Source organism: Pantoea sp. X-Soil-ISGK-421 (assembly GCF_059730785.1).
Map to the genome: position 1 here is coordinate 1,776,234 of NZ_AP035979.1, position 18,576 is coordinate 1,794,809.

General features: G+C 53.0%; 14 protein-coding genes and 1 other RNA gene. 10 read left to right on the forward strand and 5 right to left on the reverse strand.

Going from position 1 to position 18,576, the window contains the following annotated elements:
* The first annotated feature begins 4 nt into the window (after positions 1 to 4).
* Together AC6I8K_RS08300 and AC6I8K_RS08305 are read left to right on the forward strand one after the other, a co-directional pair.
* Positions 5 to 742, forward strand: a complete 738-nt coding sequence (locus AC6I8K_RS08300; RefSeq protein WP_064741031.1) for an EAL domain-containing protein — start codon at positions 5 to 7, stop codon at positions 740 to 742.
* 104 nt (positions 743 to 846) lie between these two features.
* Positions 847 to 2,286 (forward strand): protein adenylyltransferase SelO, encoded by a 1,440-nt coding sequence (locus AC6I8K_RS08305; protein WP_483817262.1) that lies wholly within the window; start codon positions 847 to 849, stop codon positions 2,284 to 2,286.
* Between the two features lie 6 nt (positions 2,287 to 2,292).
* On the opposite strand, the gene AC6I8K_RS08310 is transcribed toward AC6I8K_RS08305, so the two are convergent.
* Complete coding sequence (locus AC6I8K_RS08310) at positions 2,293 to 3,339, reverse strand: 3-deoxy-7-phosphoheptulonate synthase (protein WP_064741033.1); 1,047 nt, start codon at positions 3,337 to 3,339, stop codon at positions 2,293 to 2,295.
* A gap of 228 nt (positions 3,340 to 3,567) precedes the next feature.
* Positions 3,568 to 4,395 (reverse strand): posphoenolpyruvate synthetase regulatory kinase/phosphorylase PpsR, encoded by an 828-nt coding sequence (gene ppsR, locus AC6I8K_RS08315; RefSeq protein ID WP_064741034.1) that lies wholly within the window; start codon positions 4,393 to 4,395, stop codon positions 3,568 to 3,570.
* Between the two features lie 450 nt (positions 4,396 to 4,845).
* Here ppsR and ppsA point away from each other — a divergent pair, with 450 nt between their 5' ends.
* On the forward strand, positions 4,846 to 7,233 hold the full coding sequence (gene ppsA / locus AC6I8K_RS08320; RefSeq protein ID WP_497826511.1) for a phosphoenolpyruvate synthase: 2,388 nt from the start codon (positions 4,846 to 4,848) through the stop codon (positions 7,231 to 7,233).
* A gap of 98 nt (positions 7,234 to 7,331) precedes the next feature.
* Here ppsA and rprA read toward each other — a convergent pair.
* Positions 7,332 to 7,439: antisense sRNA RprA (gene rprA / locus AC6I8K_RS08325), an RNA gene on the reverse strand.
* A 329-nt stretch (positions 7,440 to 7,768) separates the two neighbouring features.
* Positions 7,769 to 8,881 carry an AI-2E family transporter YdiK gene (ydiK, locus tag AC6I8K_RS08330; protein WP_483817263.1) on the reverse strand — a complete coding sequence of 371 codons (1,113 nt, stop codon included), beginning with the start codon at positions 8,879 to 8,881 and terminating at the stop codon, positions 7,769 to 7,771.
* 205 nt (positions 8,882 to 9,086) lie between these two features.
* Here ydiK and ydiJ point away from each other — a divergent pair, with 205 nt between their 5' ends.
* Positions 9,087 to 12,140, forward strand: a complete 3,054-nt coding sequence (gene ydiJ, locus AC6I8K_RS08335; protein WP_064741037.1) for a D-2-hydroxyglutarate dehydrogenase YdiJ — start codon at positions 9,087 to 9,089, stop codon at positions 12,138 to 12,140.
* Between the two features lie 30 nt (positions 12,141 to 12,170).
* Here the strand turns inward: ydiJ and AC6I8K_RS08340 are convergent, their stop codons facing one another.
* On the reverse strand, positions 12,171 to 12,575 hold the full coding sequence (locus AC6I8K_RS08340; RefSeq protein ID WP_007892715.1) for a hypothetical protein: 405 nt from the start codon (positions 12,573 to 12,575) through the stop codon (positions 12,171 to 12,173).
* A 389-nt stretch (positions 12,576 to 12,964) separates the two neighbouring features.
* Here AC6I8K_RS08340 and sufA point away from each other — a divergent pair, with 389 nt between their 5' ends.
* From sufA to sufE, 6 genes are read left to right on the forward strand one after another with little or no spacing between them, the layout of a single operon-like run.
* Positions 12,965 to 13,339, forward strand: a complete 375-nt coding sequence (gene sufA / locus AC6I8K_RS08345) for a Fe-S cluster assembly scaffold SufA (protein WP_064741038.1) — start codon at positions 12,965 to 12,967, stop codon at positions 13,337 to 13,339.
* Positions 13,340 to 13,346: 7 nt separating this feature from the next.
* On the forward strand, positions 13,347 to 14,840 hold the full coding sequence (gene sufB / locus AC6I8K_RS08350) for a Fe-S cluster assembly protein SufB (protein WP_064741039.1): 1,494 nt from the start codon (positions 13,347 to 13,349) through the stop codon (positions 14,838 to 14,840).
* Between the two features lie 34 nt (positions 14,841 to 14,874).
* Entirely contained in the window at positions 14,875 to 15,621 is a 747-nt protein-coding gene (gene sufC, locus AC6I8K_RS08355; protein WP_008102973.1) for a Fe-S cluster assembly ATPase SufC, read from the forward strand.
* On the forward strand, positions 15,596 to 16,873 hold the full coding sequence (gene sufD / locus AC6I8K_RS08360) for a Fe-S cluster assembly protein SufD (protein WP_497826512.1): 1,278 nt from the start codon (positions 15,596 to 15,598) through the stop codon (positions 16,871 to 16,873). The genes sufC and sufD overlap by 26 nt, the downstream gene beginning before the upstream one ends.
* On the forward strand, positions 16,870 to 18,093 hold the full coding sequence (sufS, locus tag AC6I8K_RS08365) for a cysteine desulfurase SufS (RefSeq protein ID WP_497826513.1): 1,224 nt from the start codon (positions 16,870 to 16,872) through the stop codon (positions 18,091 to 18,093). Before sufD ends, sufS begins: the two co-directional genes overlap by 4 nt.
* Before the next feature lie 20 nt (positions 18,094 to 18,113).
* Positions 18,114 to 18,530, forward strand: coding sequence for a cysteine desulfuration protein SufE (gene sufE, locus AC6I8K_RS08370; RefSeq protein WP_007892732.1), 417 nt, complete (start codon positions 18,114 to 18,116; stop codon positions 18,528 to 18,530).
* Positions 18,531 to 18,576 lie beyond the last annotated feature (46 nt).

The window sequence follows — 18,576 nt, forward strand, 5'->3', positions numbered from 1 at the left end:
AACAATGAAAGTCCATTTGTCTGCCGACTATCAGTCGGAAACCTGGTTTTATCCAGTTTACTCTCTGGCGGGCCAGCTGACTGCGGTCGAGCTGGTGACGCAATTCGTCCACGACAGTGCACCTATTACGCTGCCGCAGGATTTGCTATTGCCGCAATTGGACGATGCACAGCAATTACGTTTGCTGCAGAGCCAGCTTTCATTGCTGGAAAAGTACCGCGACTTTTTTGAGATTAATCAAATTACCGCTTTGGTTCGTATTGATGATTCCATGGCTAATACACTTTTAGCCAGCGAATTTCTGCTAAGGAAATTCCGACAAATTCCCTTTATTGTTTTAGATATCAGCGAAACGTTTCCGCAATTATCGTTGGGTAAATCTCATCCGTTGTTAGCTGCATTGCAGCGCGAATTTCGCTTATCGCTTTCACAATTTGGAGCAGGCAAGGCGCCAGCAACGGCGGTGTACGATAATCTGTTCAGCGTGTTAAAACTGGATAAAGGCTTTATTCAGGAGCTGGCCAAACGTGCATCGTTTACGCCTTTTATTCAGACAGTTATCAATAATTTCTCTGAGTATGCAGAGCAGATCATTATTTGCGGTATTGACGATAATCAGATAATGGAAAAAATGGCTACGTTAACCGGTGCGCAACTGCAAGGCAGCCTGTTCCCGGTGGTACAGGCCGAGCGTTTGAACGATCTGATCTATTCCGATCTGAATTTACACACGCCTTCATAGCCGTCATCCTTTCGCCTGTCTTCCGCGCCGTGTCGGCGTTACACTCTTCTTTATCTTAAAACTCAATGCTGGTGCCTTGTTTAAGCGCACCTTCAGGAGTGTCGATGCAATTTATTAATAGCTGGCAGCAAGAATTACCCGGATTCTACACCGCGCTGGACCCAACCCCATTGGCGGGCGGACGGCTGTTTTATCACAATGCGCCGCTGGCACAGGAGATGGGTTTAGACGATGCGCTGTTCGCAGGCAACGGGCACGATGTGTGGTCAGGACGCGGATTGTTGCCGGGCATGTCGCCGCTGGCGCAGGTTTACAGTGGTCATCAGTTTGGCGTCTGGGCAGGACAACTGGGTGACGGACGCGGCCTCCTGCTCGGCGAACAGCAGCTGGCGAATGGTCGTAAGCTCGACTGGCACTTAAAAGGGGCAGGTTTGACGCCTTATTCGCGTATGGGCGATGGCCGCGCGGTAATCCGCTCCAGCGTGCGAGAATTTCTCGCTTCCGAAGCGCTACATCATCTTGGCATTCCGACCACGCGCGCGCTGGCGTTAGCCATTGGCGATGAGCCAGTGCTGCGCGAAACGCAGGAGCGCGGCGCGATGTTAATGCGCATCGCAGACAGCCATCTGCGTTTCGGCCATTTTGAGCATTTCTATTACGGCGGTGAACAAGACAAAGTGCGCCTGTTGGCGGATTACGCTATACGCCATCACTGGCCGCAGCTTAAAGACGAGGCCGATCGCTACGTGCTGTGGTTCACCGATATCGTCAAGCGCACCGCCAGCCTGATCGCCCATTGGCAAAGCGTGGGCTTTGCCCACGGCGTAATGAATACCGATAACATGTCGATTCTTGGCTTAACGTTGGATTACGGCCCATACGGTTTTCTCGACGACTATCAGCCGAATTACATCTGCAATCACAGTGATTATCAGGGCCGCTACGCCTTCGAAAATCAGCCGATGATTGGTCTGTGGAACCTCAATCGTCTGGCACATGCTTTGTCGGGTCTGATGACCACCGAGCAACTCAAACAGGCGCTCGGCCATTATGAAAACGCGCTGATGCGCGTTTGGGGCGAGAAAATGCGCGCCAAACTTGGCTTGCTGACGGCAGATGCCAACGACAACACGCTGCTGACCGGCTTGTTGTCGATGATGACGGCGGAACACAGTGACTACACGCTGACCTTCCGCATGCTGAGCGAGACGCAGCAGCAGGAAACCCGTTCGCCGTTACGCGATGAGTTTATCGATCGCGACGCCTTTGATCGCTGGTACAGCGACTATCGCCAACGCTTGTTGCAAGATGAGGCCAGCGATGCGCAGCGTCAGGCGGTGATGAAGGCGGCCAATCCGGCGCTAGTATTACGCAATTATCTGGCACAGCAGGTGATTGAAGAGGTGGAAAACGGTGAGATAACCGCATTGGAAACGCTGCATTGTGCATTACAGCAGCCGTTTAGCGATGCGGCCGTCAGCGCGGAGTTGCGCCAACGGCCACCGGAGTGGGGCAAAACGCTGGAAGTGAGTTGTTCCAGCTAAGCGATACTAAAAACGGCTGTCGACTGCGGCAGCCAGTTTCGCCAGCACCTCGGCGCTGTCTTCCCAGCCGAGGCACGGATCGGTGATCGACTGGCCATACGTCAGCGCTTCACCGCTCACTACTTTTTGATTCCCTTCCTGCAGGAAACTCTCAATCATTACGCCGGCCACCGCCCGCGATCCCGCACGGATTTGTGCGGCCACGTCATCAGCAACATCACGCTGACGACCATGCTGCTTCAAACAGTTGCCGTGGCTAAAGTCGATCACCAACTGCTCAGGCAAATTAAAGTCACGTAAATTGGCGGCGGCTGCCGCCACATCTGAGGCGTGATAGTTCGGTTGACGGCCGCCGCGCAGGATCACGTGACCATGCGGATTGCCGCTGGTTTGATAAATGGTCATTTGGCCGTTTTTATCCGGTGACAGGAACATGTGACTGGCGCGTGCGGCGCGAATCGCATCCACGGCGATCTGCACATTACCGTCGGTGCCGTTTTTAAAACCGACCGGGCAGGAGAGCGCGGAAGCCATTTCACGGTGAATCTGGCTTTCGGTGGTGCGCGCACCAATCGCGCCCCAGCTGATCAGGTCGGCAATAAACTGGCCGATCACCATATCGAGGAATTCGGTGGCCGTTGGCATGCCCAGCGCGTTGATATCGAGCAACAATTTTCGGGCGATAGCGATACCGCGGTTCACATCGTAGCTGCCATCCAGATCGGGATCGGAGATCAGGCCTTTCCAGCCAATCACGGTGCGCGGTTTTTCGAAATAGGCGCGCATCACGATTTCCAGACGATCTTTATGGCGCTCACGCAGTACGTTCAGACGTTCAGCATAGTCAATGGCGGCTTTTGGGTCGTGCAGCGAGCAAGGGCCAATAATCACCAGTAGACGCGGATCCTCACCGGTCAGGATGCGCGCAATGCGTTGGCGAGAAGCGGTGACGTTAGCAGCAATCTCTGCCGAAATAGGGTGTTCATGAGCCAGCGTAGCCGGAGTCAGCAGGCTACCGATGCGCGCAGTACGCAGTTCATCAGTCTTGTTCATTGGGATTCTCAAAATTTGTTCTTCGCAACGGTGAAATACCGGGAAGTGATGGTGGTCACAATAAACTAATAGCCTGCGAATTCAACCTGCTAAAAACAAAGGTCATCACAGCAGACGGAAGCCAGGCTTTACGATCGTGATATAGGTGCAAAAAGGGCCGTCAAACCGCGTATGCATAGTAGCGGCGCAATGTATTGCGCGATAATCGCGCCGCTACAGAATGTGAGATCAATACATGCTACGACTCAGGCCCATGATATCGAGAATTTTAGTGGCGATCTCTTCTACTGAATAATTGGTACTGTTGAGGTAACGAATCTGGTTAGTACGGAACAGTGCTTCCACTTCGCCCACTTCAAGTCGGCACTGGCGCAGCGAGGCATAGCGGGTATTTTCGGCACGCTCCTGACGAATTGCAGCCAAACGTTCCGGATCGATGGTTAGACCAAAAAGTTTATGTTGATGCGCACGCAGCGCCGGCGGGAGCTTTAGGTTATCCATATCATCGGCGATGAAGGGATAGTTGGCGGCACGTACGCCAAACTGCATCGCCAGGTAGAGGCTGGTGGGCGTTTTACCGCAGCGGGATACGCCGAGCAAAATCACCTGCGCATCTTCCAGGCCGCGCAGGGAAATGCCGTCGTCATGCGCTAAGGTGTAATCGATGGCCGCAATACGCGCGTCATATTTGCCGAGGTTGCTGGCGGTTAAACCGTGCGTGCGGTGTGCCACCGGCATCGAGGCCACACCCAACTCACTCTGCAACGGTGCCACCAGCGCCTGTACGATGTCCTGACAAAAGCCTTCACTCTCCAAAATAATTTCGCGGACATCGGGCGTGACGATGGAAAAAAACACCACTGGGCGTACGCCGCTCTGCTGATACAACGCGTTAATCTGTGCCTTAACGGCTTGGGCACGCTGCACATTTTCTACAAACGGCAGCGTCACGCTATGGATCATCACGGGAAACTGCGACAGTACCGCATGCCCGAGCACTTCGGCGGTAATCGCGGTGCCATCAGAAATATAGAATACGCTTCGTTCAGTGTTCATAGTGCGAAATATCCTCTTGCGTACCAATGCCCAAATAATCGATAACAATATTTCATTTTAAATAATAGTAAAATGAAATATCCATATTGTCTGCTATTGTGCTCACAAAGCTGAATCAGCGAATAAACAATTTAATATGAAATGCTGTTTCGAAAAGCGATATTTTCGCGCATTTTCCTTTTCGCGCATGAAATAAAGTTTGAAGGCGTTGCGCAACAAAAATCAATCGCTAACCCTCTGAAAAAGGGAAAAATATCGTTGTGGCAATCCATTAGCGTGAAATAACGCGGTTGCGCAACTCAATTAATTCTAAGTACTAATCCTATTTTGTCATTCTTTTCCTGCTTTAACGATTCAACACTTAGTCTTTATTAATGGGTTGTGCCAGGCTGGTTTGGCGAACAGCAAAATGTTCCATGTGTATTCACATCATTTAAAAGGATAATCTCAATGTCCAATCAAGACCAACAGTCGCTAGTGCTCTGGTACAACCAGCTTGGCATGCATGATGTTGATCGGGTGGGAGGCAAGAATGCTTCCCTCGGAGAAATGATTACTAATTTGTCGTCGCTGGGCGTTTCCGTTCCAAACGGGTATGCGACCACATCTTACGCATTTAATCTGTTTCTCGATCAAAGCGGACTGAACCAGCGTATTTATGATTTGCTGGATAAAACGGATGTTGATGATGTTGCAGAACTCGCGCAAGCGGGCAAACAAATTCGTCAATGGGTGATCGATACGCCTTTCCAGCCTGAGCTGGAAGCGGCGATTCGCAGCGCTTACGAACAACTCTCTGCTGATGATGATGAGGCCTCCTTTGCGGTGCGATCGTCAGCGACCGCCGAGGATATGCCCGATGCCTCGTTTGCGGGTCAGCAGGAGACTTTCCTGAACGTGCAGGGCTATAACGCGGTGATCATCGCGGTGAAGCACGTTTATGCATCCTTATTTAACGATCGTGCCATCTCTTACCGGGTGCATCAGGGCTACGATCATCGCGGCGTCGCGCTCTCGGCCGGTATTCAGCGCATGGTGCGCTCGGATCTCGCTTCGTCAGGCGTGATGTTTACCATTGATACGGAATCGGGCTTTGATCAAGTGGTGTTTATCACCTCAGCCTTCGGTTTGGGTGAAATGGTGGTGCAGGGCGCGGTCAACCCCGACGAATTTTACGTGCATAAACCCACGCTGGCAGCCAATCGTCCGGCGATTGTGCGCCGCACCATGGGCTCGAAAAAGCTGCGCATGGTTTACGCGGATTCGCAAGAACATGGCGAGCAGGTGCGGATTGAAGATGTCGAGCAGGAACAGCGCGATCGCTTCAGTTTAACCGATGACGAAGTACAAGCGCTGGCGCGACAAGCGGTGCTGATTGAACAGCACTACAAACGCCCGATGGACATTGAGTGGGCGAAAGATGGCCACACCGGCAAACTGTTTATCGTGCAGGCGCGTCCGGAAACGGTGCGTTCCAATGGTCAGGTGATGGAACGCTACACGCTGCAGGGTAAAGGGAAAGTGGTGGTCGAGGGCCGGGCCATTGGTCATCGCATCGGAGCCGGTGAAGTCAAAGTCATCCATGACATCAGTGAAATGCACCGCATTGAAAAAGGCGATGTGCTGGTGACCGACATGACCGATCCTGACTGGGAACCGATCATGAAGAAAGCCTCGGCAATCGTAACCAATCGCGGCGGTCGTACCTGCCATGCGGCGATCATCGCGCGTGAACTGGGCATTCCAGCGGTGGTGGGTTGTGGCGATGCGACCGATCACCTGAAGGATGGCCACAAAGTGACGGTTTCCTGCGCCGAAGGCGATACCGGTTATGTCTATGATGAACTGCTGGACTTTGACGTCACCAGTTCGCAGGTCGATACCATGCCGGATCTGCCGCTGAAAATTATGATGAACATCGGTAATCCGGATCGTGCTTTCGATTTCGCCTGCTTGCCAAACGAAGGCGTGGGTTTGGCGCGTCTTGAGTTCATCATTAACCGCATGATTGGCGTGCATCCGAAAGCGCTGCTGGAATTTGATCAGCAAACGCCAGAGTTGCAGCAACAGATTCGTCAAATGATGAAAGGCTTTGATGACCCGATTGAGTTTTACATCGGCCGTTTGACTGAAGGGATCGCCACGCTGGGCGCCGCGTTTGCGCCGAAGCGTGTGATTGTGCGTCTCTCGGATTTCAAAACTAATGAATACGCCAATCTGGTCGGCGGCGAGCGTTATGAGCCGGAAGAAGAGAATCCGATGCTTGGTTTCCGTGGCGCGGGTCGTTATGTCGCTGACAACTTCCGCGACTGCTTCAAGCTGGAGTGTGAAGCAGTGAAACGGGTGCGTAATGAGATGGGACTGACCAACGTTGAGATCATGATTCCGTTCGTGCGTACCGTCGATCAAGCCGAAGCGGTGGTAGCCGAATTAGCGAAAAATGGCCTGAAGCGTGGCGAAAACGGTTTGAAAGTGATCATGATGTGTGAGATCCCTTCTAACGCCTTGCTGGCTGAGCAGTTCCTCGAGCACTTCGATGGCTTCTCAATTGGTTCTAATGACATGACGCAGCTAGCGTTGGGCCTTGATCGTGACTCGGGCGTGGTGTCCGCGCTGTTTGATGAGCGTAATGATGCCGTAAAAGCGCTGTTGTCGATGGCGATCAAAGCGGCGAAGAAGCAGGGTAAATACGTCGGCATTTGTGGGCAGGGCCCGTCGGATCATCAGGACTTTGCGGCATGGCTGATGGAGCAGGGCATTGATAGTTTGTCGCTCAATCCGGATACCGTGGTCGAAACCTGGCTGGGTTTAGCAGAACTGAATGCTGCGAAACATTAACCCAACGGCGATGTGCAGGCATTAGGCTTGATTCTAATGTGTCCGCGCTGAATTCATTAAGGCCAGCTCTGCTGGCCTTTTTTTTGCCTGTTTTAAAGGCAAAAAAAAGCCCATCACAGGGGATGGGCAAAGACTACACACAGCAATTCTTTACTTTACTCAGGGGAATAAGGTTGTTTAAAAATCAGTAGCTTGATTCCAAACATAGGAAACATGTTATTGATCAGGCTGGTCGACGTCTTTAAGAATCCTCTTATTAGTTTAAAGCTGATAACCTTTTGAGGTGTTTTTTCTCACTTTTAACCCCGCTTTCAGCTGTAAAAATAATCATTCCATTAGTGAATCCCGCCTAAATGGCTTAAAACTGCGTTTTTTCTTAAAAATTGCTAATGGAAAAAATTTATTGTCACGATGAAAGTTACGGTCGCATTAGGGCGGTTAAAGTAAGGCCAGTCTAAAACGGTGAAAGTGCAGTGGGTAAAGTGAGGCGTATTCCTACGCCCACTCTGCATTCGCCTCTGCGGCCTGTTTGCGCTTAGGGTTGTTCTTCTTCATGATCGGCGAGCGCTTCGATGGCGGTTTGCATATCGTCATCCGGTTCGGGCGCTTCATGCATCCACACTGTGACCAGTCGATAAGAGACCGCCAATACCACCGGGCCGATAAACAGTCCGATCATCCCGAAGGCAATCAACCCGCCAATAACGCCGGAGAGAATGAGGATCATCGGCAAATCGGCGCCCATGCGAATCAACACCGGACGCAATACGCTGTCCAGCGTGCCCACCACGCAGCTCCACACCAGCAGCACCGTGCCCCAGGTGGTATCGCCGCTCCAGTAAAGCCAGATAATGGCTGGCACCAATACCACTAGCGGCCCGAGCTGCACTAAACAGGTCAGAATCATCAGCACGGTTAACAGCGTGGCATAGGGAATACCGGAAATCGCCAGACCAATACCGCCGAGCACTCCTTGAACCAGCGCGGTGACAACCACGCCCAGCGCCACGGCACGAATGGCCTGACCGGCCAGCAATACCGCGGCATCGCCACGCCGTCCGCTCATGCGATAAGCAAAATGACGAATGCCGTGACCCACCTGTTCGCCCCGCCAGTAGAGCAGCACGCTAAACAGCAGCATGACGATGAGATGCATCATAAAGCGGCCAAAATGTCCGGCCTGCGCCACGAAAAAGCCCGTAGTCCGACCAATATAAGGCTGCACCTGGTTCAGCATTGCGGCACCGCCGCCATCGACTAATTTGTGGTAGCTGGAGTAGAGTTTTCTGCCGACATAGGGGATCTCACGTAGCCAGGCTAAATCGGGCATCAGCAAATGGCGCTGTGTCGCCCAGGCGATCACGGGCGCGCTATTATCAATCAGGCTGCTCACCAGCAGAGCGATAGGAATAATAAACAGCAGTAACAGCAAAATGGTCATGGCGATGACCGCCAGTGAGCGTCGCCCCCATAAAAGCTGTTGCAGACGAATCATCATCGGCCAGGTGGCAATGACCACCATACTTGCCCAGGCGAAGCCCAAAATAAAGGGCTGCACCACCCACAGACAGGCGATGATCATGATCAGAATGAACATCAGTGAAAACAGCATTTGCGGTAAATCCATACCGCGTTGCAGGTTTTTCATCACAACGGTTAACCTCGATTGAATCCTTCAGAGTGGGGCTGAACAGCCCTGATTAATGATGATCTATTTCCTGAAAATTAAACAGGAAAAGCAGCGACAGCGGTGCGCTTTCCTGAAAAAACAGCAGGCAGCAGAAAAGTATGATAAAACCAAGGGCTGAAAAAAATTACGACGCAAACGTTTACAACATCTCGGTCACTCAATAATGATCCCACAGATTTCTCAGGCTCCGGGCCTCGTTCAACTGGTGCTGACATTCCTGCAGTCCTTAAAAGAGCAAGGCTTCACCGGTGATACCGCCACCAGCTATGCCGATCGTCTCTCGCTTTCCACCGACAACAGCATTTATCAGCTGCTGCCTGATGCGGCGTTGTTCCCGCGCTCCACGGCGGATGTGGCGTTAATTGCACGCCTTGCGGGGGAAACTCGCTTTACCAGCCTGGTGTTTACGCCGCGCGGTGGCGGTACGGGCACCAACGGTCAGTCGTTGAACCAGGGCATCGTGGTGGATATGTCGCGCTACATGAACCGCATCCTGGAAATCAACACCGAGCAAGGTTGGGTGCGTGTTGAGGCGGGCGTGGTAAAGGATCAACTCAATGCATGGCTGAAGCCGTATGGCTTCTTCTTCTCGCCGGAGCTCTCCACCAGCAATCGCGCCACGTTAGGCGGCATGATCAACACCGACGCATCGGGACAAGGTTCGCTGGTATATGGGAAAACCTCCGATCATGTGGAAGGTCTGCGGGCGGTGCTGCTGGGCGGCGATATTCTCGATACGCGTGCTATGCCGACTGCGCTGGCGGAACAGCTGGCGAATACGCCAACGGCGGAAGGCCGCATTTATCAGCAGGTGTTAAGCCGCTGTCGTGAACAGCGCGATCTGATTTTAGAAAAATTCCCCAAGCTCAATCGCTTTCTAACCGGTTACGACCTGCGTCATGTGTTCAGTGACGATATGCAGACGTTTGATCTGACGCGTCTGCTGTGCGGTGCAGAAGGTACGTTAGCGTTTATCACCGAAGCGCGGCTGGATATCACGCCGATCCCGAAAGTACGCCGCCTGGTGAACATCAAATACGATTCTTTCGACTCGGCACTGCGCAACGCGCCTTTTATGGTGGAAGCCAAAGCGCTGTCCGTGGAAACCGTCGATTCGAAAGTGCTTAATCTGGCGCGCGAAGATATTGTCTGGCATTCGGTGAATGAATTGATAACCGATGTGCCAGACAAGGAGATGCTTGGCCTCAATATCGTGGAGTTTGCCGGTGATGATGGTGAATTGATTGAGCAGCAGATCGGCACGCTGTGCCAGCGCTTAGATGAACTGATGGTGCAGCAGTTAGGCGGCGTTATCGGCTATCAACTGTGTAACGATTTGGGCGGCATTGAGCGTATCTATAACATGCGCAAAAAAGCGGTTGGCCTGCTGGGTAATGCCAAAGGGCGCGCCAAGCCAATCCCCTTTGTTGAAGATACCGCGGTGCCGCCAGAGCAGCTGGCTGATTATATTGTCGATTTCCGCGCGTTGCTCGACAGCCACGGCCTGAGCTACGGCATGTTTGGCCACGTTGACGCCGGCGTGCTGCATGTGCGTCCGGCGCTGGATATGTGCGATCCGCAGCAGGAACTGCTGATGAAGCAGATCTCCGATGAAGTAGTGGCGCTGACCGCGCGCTACGGTGGTTTATTGTGGGGCGAGCACGGCAAAGGTTTCCGCGCGCAATACAGCCCTGAATTCTTTGGCGAAACGCTGTTCAATGAGCTGCGCCGCATCAAAGCAGCGTTCGATCCCGCCAACCGTATGAACCCCGGCAAAATCTGTACGCCGCTCGGCAGCGACGAGCCGATGATGCAGGTTGATGCGGTAAAACGCGGCACTTACGATCGGCAGATTCCCGTCACCGTGCGTAATGAATGGCGCGGCGCAATGGAGTGTAACGGCAACGGTTTGTGCTTTAACTTCGATGCGCGCAGCCCGATGTGCCCGTCCATGAAAATTACCCGCAACCGCATCCATTCCCCGAAAGGGCGCGCGACGTTGACGCGTGAATGGTTGCGCTTGCTCTCTGAGCAGGGCGTGGATCCGACGCAGCTGGAGCAGGCGTTGCCAAAACAGGGCGCCAGCTTGCGTACGTTGATTCAGCGCACGCGTAATACCTGGCACGCGAATCAGGGCGAATATGATTTCTCGCACGAAGTGAAAGAGGCGATGTCGGGCTGTCTGGCGTGTAAAGCCTGCTCGACACAATGCCCAATCAAAATCGATGTGCCGAATTTCCGTTCACGATTTTTACAGCTTTATCACACCCGCTATCTGCGTCCGATGAGCGATCATCTGGTGGCTTCCGTGGAGAGTTATGCACCGCTGATGGCCAAAGCGCCGAAGATGTTTAACTTCTTCCTCAAACAGCCGTGGGTGCGTGAACTGAGTAAAACGCACATCGGTATGGTGGATTTGCCGCTGCTGTCGTCGCCGAGTCTTAAGCAGCAATTAAGCGGTCACCCGGCGATGAACCTGACGCTGGAACAGTTAGAAGCGCTCGATTCTACGCAGCGTGAAAACTGCGTGCTGGTGGTGCAGGATCCTTTTACCAGCTATTACGAAGCGCAGCTGGTGACCGATTTCATCAAGCTGATTGAAAAGCTCGGTTATCGCCCGGTACTGTTGCCTTTCTCACCAAATGGCAAGGCGCAACATGTGAAAGGCTTCCTGCAGCGCTTTGCGCGTACCGCCAGCAAAACCGCCGATTTACTCAACCGCGTGGCGAAATTGGGTATGCCGATGGTCGGCGTCGATCCGGCGACCGTGCTCTGTTATCGCGATGAGTACCTTCAGGTGTTGGGCGAGCAGCGTGGAGAGTTCAACGTGCAGTTGGTGCATGAGTGGCTGCAAAGCGCATTGGCGGAACGCGCGGAGCAAACCGCCAGCGGCGAAGCCTGGTATTTGTTTGCGCACTGCACCGAAGTGACCGCGCTACCGTCCACGCCGACTCAGTGGCAAAACATCTTTGCACGCTTTGGCGCGAAGCTGGAAAACGTCAATGTGGGCTGTTGCGGCATGGCGGGGACTTATGGCCATGAAAGCGTAAACCTGGAGAATTCGCTGGGGATTTATGAGCTTTCCTGGCATCCGCAGCTGCAAAAGCTGCCGCGTCAACGCTGCCTGGCGACCGGTTTTTCCTGTCGCAGCCAGGTGAAACGCGCAGAAGGCAATGGCATGCGTCATCCACTGCAAGCCTTGCTGGAAATGATGTAAACAAATTGTAGGAGACGTCACAAAGCTGGATTAGAATATCCAGCCTGCATGGCGGACGAAGTCGCTCTGCAGGCGGGTGGCTTGATCCCATTCGCCGCTGAGTGCCAGTTGATGACACAAGCGTGTTAACGACAGGCGCGCCAGTTGGTAGGCTTGAATACGAAACAAACGATCACGGTCGGCGTTGCCCATCTCCTGCACTAAGCGGTGATGGAGCTTACCCATGGCATGTAAAAAGCTGTGATCGTCGCCATTCAGTTCGCAGATTTCTGCCATATCGAGACAGGTGTCGTTAAAGCGACGCAGTTGTTCGAGGGTGCAATCGGTGCGATTGAGCTTTGCCTGAGCCATGTAGAAGTCAACGGTGATGTCGCGTACCGAAAACTTATATTCGTCGATTTTATGTTGTAACCAGGCTGAGACGGTAAGCGTCATATCGCCACCTAAATTGGTTAATGATAATCATTATCATATTCAACCGCGTCAGGAATGCAATTCCCGCTGTGAAATTTTATTGATTTCCTCTACCTGTTACTAAAATCGGCAATAACAATTTCTTTACATGGTGGAAAGGCGTAACCTATCAATAGTGATTGAAACGTAAAATTGATTTAAGAAATTTTTCGGCAGTTTAATAGGTTACGAGAGGGAGGTGCGCACGGGAATGCCTTCCTCAATCTGCTTTTAAGCGACTATGCTTAATAAAGCAGCTGTAAAAAACAGCACGAGATGATTATCCCTGCAAAACAAGAGGTTGAAGTGATATCTGATATCACTACCATAGGGGGATAGCCTGAAAAGGCCCAGACATACGAGGTAGCACAATGTCATCAGTAAATGCCGACTCTTTTTCACCCGAAGATTTCGTCTGGAAAGGGCTCACGCTGACCGAATCGGCAGCAAAACAGATTCTTAACCTGGTAGATCAAGACCCTGAAGTCAAGGGATTGAAACTGGGTGTGAAAACGTCCGGCTGTGCCGGTTTTGGGTACGTTATGGATCTGGTAAAAGATCCGGCCGATGACGACCTGCAGTTTGAGCAATTCGGCGCAAAACTCTTTGTGCCACTTCAGGCGATGCCGTTTGTTGACGGTACCGAGCTGGATTATGTCCGCGAAGGTCTTAACCAGATTTTTAAATTCAACAACCCTAAAGCTCAACACGCCTGCGGGTGCGGTGAAAGCTTTGGCGTCGAGTAAGTGAAATATGTCACGACACAGCGAAGCATCTGACGATGTACAAATGTGGGAAGGTAAGCTCAATTATAAAGAGGGCTTCTTTACCCAGTTACAAACCGACGAATTTGCCCACGGCATCAATGAAGATGTGGTGCGTGCCATTTCGGCCAAACGTAACGAACCTGAATGGATGCTTGAATTCCGTCTTAAGGCGTTCCGCGCCTGGGAACAAATGGAAGAGCCGCACTGGCTGAAAGCGCATTACGAAAAACTGGATTATCAGGATTACAGCTACTACTCCGCGCCGTCCTGCGGCAACTGCGATGACAGCTGTGCTTCTGAACCCGGCGCCACTCAAACTTCTGGCAGCGTTGCGTCGAGCGAATACCTGACGCAGGAAGTGGAAGAGGCGTTTAATCAGTTAGGCGTTCCGGTGCGTGAAGGTCGTGAAGTGGCGGTGGATGCGATTTTCGACTCCGTCTCCGTTTCAACCACCTATCGCGATAAGCTGGCGAAGCAGGGCATTATTTTCTGCTCATTCGGCGAAGCGATTCACGATCATCCAGAGCTGGTACAGAAGTATCTCGGTACTGTGGTGCCGCCAAACGATAACTTCTTTGCCGCGCTGAACTCCGCTGTGGCCTCTGACGGCACCTTCGTTTACATCCCGAAAGGGGTACGTTGCCCGATGGAGCTGTCGACCTATTTCCGTATTAATGCGGCAAAAACCGGTCAGTTCGAGCGCACCATTTTGATCGCCGATGAAGACAGCTACGTCAGCTACATCGAAGGTTGCTCTGCACCGGTGCGTGACACCTATCAGCTGCACGCCGCAGTGGTAGAAGTGATCATTCACAAAAATGCGGAAGTGAAATATTCAACCGTACAGAACTGGTTCCCGGGCGGTGAAGGTGAGGGCGGTATCCTCAACTTCGTGACCAAACGTGCGCTGTGCGAAGGCGATCACAGCAAGATGTCCTGGACACAGTCTGAGACCGGTTCGGCGATCACCTGGAAATACCCAAGCTGCATTCTGCGCGGTGACTATTCGATTGGTGAATTCTATTCCGTCGCACTGACCGCAGGCCGCCAGCAGGCAGATACCGGTACCAAGATGATTCACATTGGTAAAAACACCAAGTCAACCATCATCTCGAAAGGTATTTCTGCCGGTAAGAGCCAGAACACCTATCGCGGCTTGGTGAAAATCATGCCAACCGCCACCAACGCGCGTAACTTTACGCAGTGTGATTCGATGCTGATTGGTGCTGAGTGTGGCGCGCATACCTTCCCGTATGTGGAAACGCGCAACAACACCGCCCATCTGGAGCACGAAGCCACCACCTCGCGCATCGGTGAAGATCAGATGTTCTACTGCCTGCAGCGTGGCATCAGCGAAGAAGATGCGATCTCCATGATCGTTAACGGCTTCTGCAAAGACGTTTTCTCCGAGCTACCACTGGAATTTGCCGTGGAAGCGCAAAAATTGTTAGCGATCAGCCTTGAGCACAGTGTGGGCTGATGCCCGTTGCCGGAAGCAATGTGAAGGAAAGAGTATGTTAAGCATTAAAGATTTGCAGGTTAGCGTTGAAGACAAAGAGATTTTGCGCGGTCTGAACCTTGAAGTAAAACCGGGCGAAGTCCACGCGATTATGGGACCAAACGGTTCAGGTAAAAGTACCCTGTCTGCAACGCTGGCTGGTCGTGAAGATTACGAAGTCACTGGCGGTTCGGTTACCTTTAAAGGCAAAGATCTGCTGGAACTTGAGCCAGAAGAGCGTGCCGGCGAAGGCATCTTCATGGCGTTCCAATATCCGGTAGAAATCCCGGGCGTCAGCAACCAGTTCTTCCTGCAGACTTCAGTCAACGCGGTACGTAAATACCGTGAGCAGGAGCCACTGGATCGTTTCGATTTCCAGGATTTTATCGAAGATAAAATCCAGCTGCTGAAAATGCCGGAAGATTTGCTGACCCGTTCAGTGAACGTCGGCTTCTCCGGCGGTGAGAAGAAGCGTAACGACATCCTGCAGATGGCGGCGCTGGAACCTGAGCTGTGCATCCTTGATGAAACCGACTCCGGTCTGGATATTGATGCGTTGAAAATCGTGGCAGAAGGCGTCAACAGCCTGCGCGACGGTAAGCGCTCTTTCATCATCGTCACGCACTACCAGCGTATTCTGGATTACATCAAACCGGATCACGTGCACGTGCTGTATCAGGGCAAGATCGTTAAATCTGGCGATTTCTCACTGGTGAAACAGTTGGAGGAGCAAGGCTATGGCTGGCTTACCGACCAAGAGTGATAACGCCCTGCAGCAGTGGCATCACCTGTTTGAATCGCGCGGCGACGTGCGCTCTTTACAGGCGCAGCAGCACTGGCAGCAACTGATGCGTGTCGGCTTGCCGACGCGTAAGCACGAGAACTGGAAATATACGCCGCTTGATGGCCTGCTGGCGCAGCAGTTTGTCCTGCCTCAGCCGCAAGAAATCAGCGCTGAGCAAGTTGATGCGCTGGCGTTGCCAATTGATGCGGTGCGTCTGGTATTTGTTGACGGACGTTTTCAGGCCGAATTAAGCAGCCGCGATACTGGCCTGTTTGAGATTCAGCATGCGCAAGCCTCTGAGCGTCGTCCGCTGCCGGCACCGATTCAGCCGGAAGTGTTCCTGCATCTGACTGAAAGCCTGGCGGAAGAAGCCACCACCATTCGTCTGGCGCGTGGCAAATCGGCGGCGAAACCGCTTTATTTGCTGCACATCACCAGCGGCCAGGATGCGGGCATCAATACCGTGCACCATCGCCACCATCTGCAGCTGGAAGCCAGCGCAGAAGCGGAAGTGATTGAGCACTATGTGACGCTGAATGATGTGGCGCACTTCACCGGCGCGCGTTTCACTTTTGACGTCGCGGATAATGCCAAACTGCAGCACATCAAACTGTCATTTGAGAGTGAGAAGGCTTACCACTTCGCGCACAATGATGTGGTGATGGGACGTGACGCGAATGTAAGCACCACCAGCTTCCTGCTGGGTGCAGGCTTATCGCGCCACAACACCAGTGCACAGCTGAACGGCGAAAATACCAATCTGGCGATCAACAGCTTGTCGTTGCCGGTGAATCAGGAAGTGTGCGATACCCGCAGCTATCTGGAGCACAATAAAGGCCACTGCATTAGCCGTCAGATGCACAAAGTCATCGCGCGCGATAAAGGCCGTGCGGTGTTCAACGGCATGATTAAAGTGGCACCGCATGCGCTGAAAACCGATGGACAGATGACCAACAACAACTTGTTGCTGGGCCGCCTGGCTGAAGTGGACACCAAGCCGCAGCTGGAAATCTATGCTGATGACGTGAAGTGCAGTCACGGTGCGACCATTGGTCGAATTGATGAAGAGCAGATGTTCTATCTGCGCTCGCGCGGCATCGATGAGACTGCCGCACAGCGTATGATCATCCATGCATTTGCCGCTGAACTCACCGAAACGCTGGAGAATCCGGTACTGCGTCAGGTGGTGCTGCAGCGCATTGCCGCGCGTATTCCGGGAGTTGAGTCATGAGTTTCGATCTCGAACGCATCAGAGCGGAATTTCCGATTCTGAAACGTGAGGTCAACGGACATCCGCTGGCCTACCTTGATAGCGCGGCCAGCGCACAGCGCCCGCTCGCGGTCATCAATGCGGAAAGTTATTTCTACCAGCACGGCTATGCGGCCGTGCACCGCGGTATCCATTCGTTGAGCGCCCAGGCGACCACCGACATGGAGAACGTGCGTCATCAGGCAGCGCGTTTTCTCAATGCTGCATCGCCCGAAGAGATCATCTTCGTCAAAGGCACCACGGAAGCCATCAATCTGGTGGCGAACAGTTGGGGCGGCAGTCAGCTGCAGCCGGGCGATAACATCATCATCACTGAGATGGAGCATCACGCTAATATCGTGCCATGGCAGATGGTGGCGCAGCGTACTGGCGCAGAAATTCGCGTACTGCCGCTGAATACGCAGGGTGAACTGGCGCTGGAGCAGTTGAGCGGCTTGATCGACAGTCGTACGCGTTTGCTGGCAGTGACACACGTTTCTAACGTGCTCGGCACCGTTAACCCGGTGAAAGCGATCGTTGCACAAGCGAAAGCCGCTGGTGTGATTACGCTGGTGGATGGTGCGCAGGCGGTGATGCATCACGCGGTGGATGTGCAGGATATCGATTGCGATTTCTACGCGTTCTCCGGCCATAAAATCTATGGCCCGACCGGCATTGGTGTGCTGTACGCGCGTAAAGCGCTGCAGGAGATCATGCCGCCGTGGGAAGGTGGTGGTTCAATGATTTCTGAGGTAGTGCTGCCCACTGGCACCACCTGGAATACTGCGCCTTGGCGTTTTGAAGCGGGTACGCCGAATACCGGTGGCATCATTGGTTTGGGGGCGGCGTTAACGTGGATTACTGAGCTGGGCCTGGATGTGATTCATCAGCGCGAATCGATGCTGATGCGTTATGCGCTGGATAAACTGGCTTCGGTGCCGGATCTGGTGATTTACGGTCCAGACAGTCGCAGCGGTGTGGTGGCCTTTAACCTTGGCAAGCATCACGCGTTTGATGTCGGCAGTTTCCTTGATCAATACGGTATTGCCATCCGCACTGGCCATCACTGCGCGATGCCGCTGATGCGTCATTATGCGGTGCCGGCAATGTGTCGAGCCTCCTTCGCGCTGTATAACACCGAAGAAGAAGCCGATCGCCTGGCCGCAGGTTTGACCCGTATTCATCGTCTGCTGGGCGGTTGAGCAGATTTCAGGAGTGATCCATGGCGAATTTGCCAGATAAAGAGAGACTGGTACGTAACTTTAACCGTTGCGCTAACTGGGAAGAGAAGTACCTCTACATCATTGAACTCGGTGGGAAATTACCAGAATCCTCCGAAAGCTTGCAGCAGCCAGAACACGTGATTTCAGGTTGTCAAAGCCAGGTGTGGATCCGCATGACCCCGCAGGCTGATGGCACCATCGCCTTAGAAGGTGACAGTGATGCCGCCATCGTTAAGGGATTGATTGCAGTGGTATTTAGCCTGTATCAAGGGCTTAAGGCGCCAGAGATTCTCGATCTCGATGTGCGTCATTGGTTCGGCGAATTGGCGCTGACCTCACATCTCACTCCCTCGCGTTCGCAGGGGCTTGAAGCGATGATCCGCGCGATCCGGCATAACGCTCAGACCCTCAGCTAAGTTACACTCCCCAGACCCCGGCTTGACCGGGGTCTGTTCTATCCGA

Excerpts from the sequence above, each read along its gene's own strand:
- sufE (WP_007892732.1), top strand. The coding sequence starts at position 18,114 with ATGGCGAATTTGCCAGATAAAGAGAGACTGGTACGTAACTTTAACCGT.
- ydiJ (WP_064741037.1), top strand. The coding sequence starts at position 9,087 with ATGATCCCACAGATTTCTCAGGCTCCGGGCCTCGTTCAACTGGTGCTG.
- ppsR (WP_064741034.1), bottom strand. The coding sequence starts at position 4,395 with ATGAACACTGAACGAAGCGTATTCTATATTTCTGATGGCACCGCGATT.
- sufA (WP_064741038.1), top strand. The coding sequence starts at position 12,965 with ATGTCATCAGTAAATGCCGACTCTTTTTCACCCGAAGATTTCGTCTGG.
- sufS (WP_497826513.1), top strand. The coding sequence starts at position 16,870 with ATGAGTTTCGATCTCGAACGCATCAGAGCGGAATTTCCGATTCTGAAA.
- AC6I8K_RS08300 (WP_064741031.1), top strand. The coding sequence starts at position 5 with ATGAAAGTCCATTTGTCTGCCGACTATCAGTCGGAAACCTGGTTTTAT.
- sufD (WP_497826512.1), top strand. The coding sequence starts at position 15,596 with ATGGCTGGCTTACCGACCAAGAGTGATAACGCCCTGCAGCAGTGGCAT.
- AC6I8K_RS08305 (WP_483817262.1), top strand. The coding sequence starts at position 847 with ATGCAATTTATTAATAGCTGGCAGCAAGAATTACCCGGATTCTACACC.
- AC6I8K_RS08310 (WP_064741033.1), bottom strand. The coding sequence starts at position 3,339 with ATGAACAAGACTGATGAACTGCGTACTGCGCGCATCGGTAGCCTGCTG.
- ppsA (WP_497826511.1), top strand. The coding sequence starts at position 4,846 with ATGTCCAATCAAGACCAACAGTCGCTAGTGCTCTGGTACAACCAGCTT.
- AC6I8K_RS08340 (WP_007892715.1), bottom strand. The coding sequence starts at position 12,575 with ATGACGCTTACCGTCTCAGCCTGGTTACAACATAAAATCGACGAATAT.
- sufC (WP_008102973.1), top strand. The coding sequence starts at position 14,875 with ATGTTAAGCATTAAAGATTTGCAGGTTAGCGTTGAAGACAAAGAGATT.
- ydiK (WP_483817263.1), bottom strand. The coding sequence starts at position 8,881 with ATGAAAAACCTGCAACGCGGTATGGATTTACCGCAAATGCTGTTTTCA.
- sufB (WP_064741039.1), top strand. The coding sequence starts at position 13,347 with ATGTCACGACACAGCGAAGCATCTGACGATGTACAAATGTGGGAAGGT.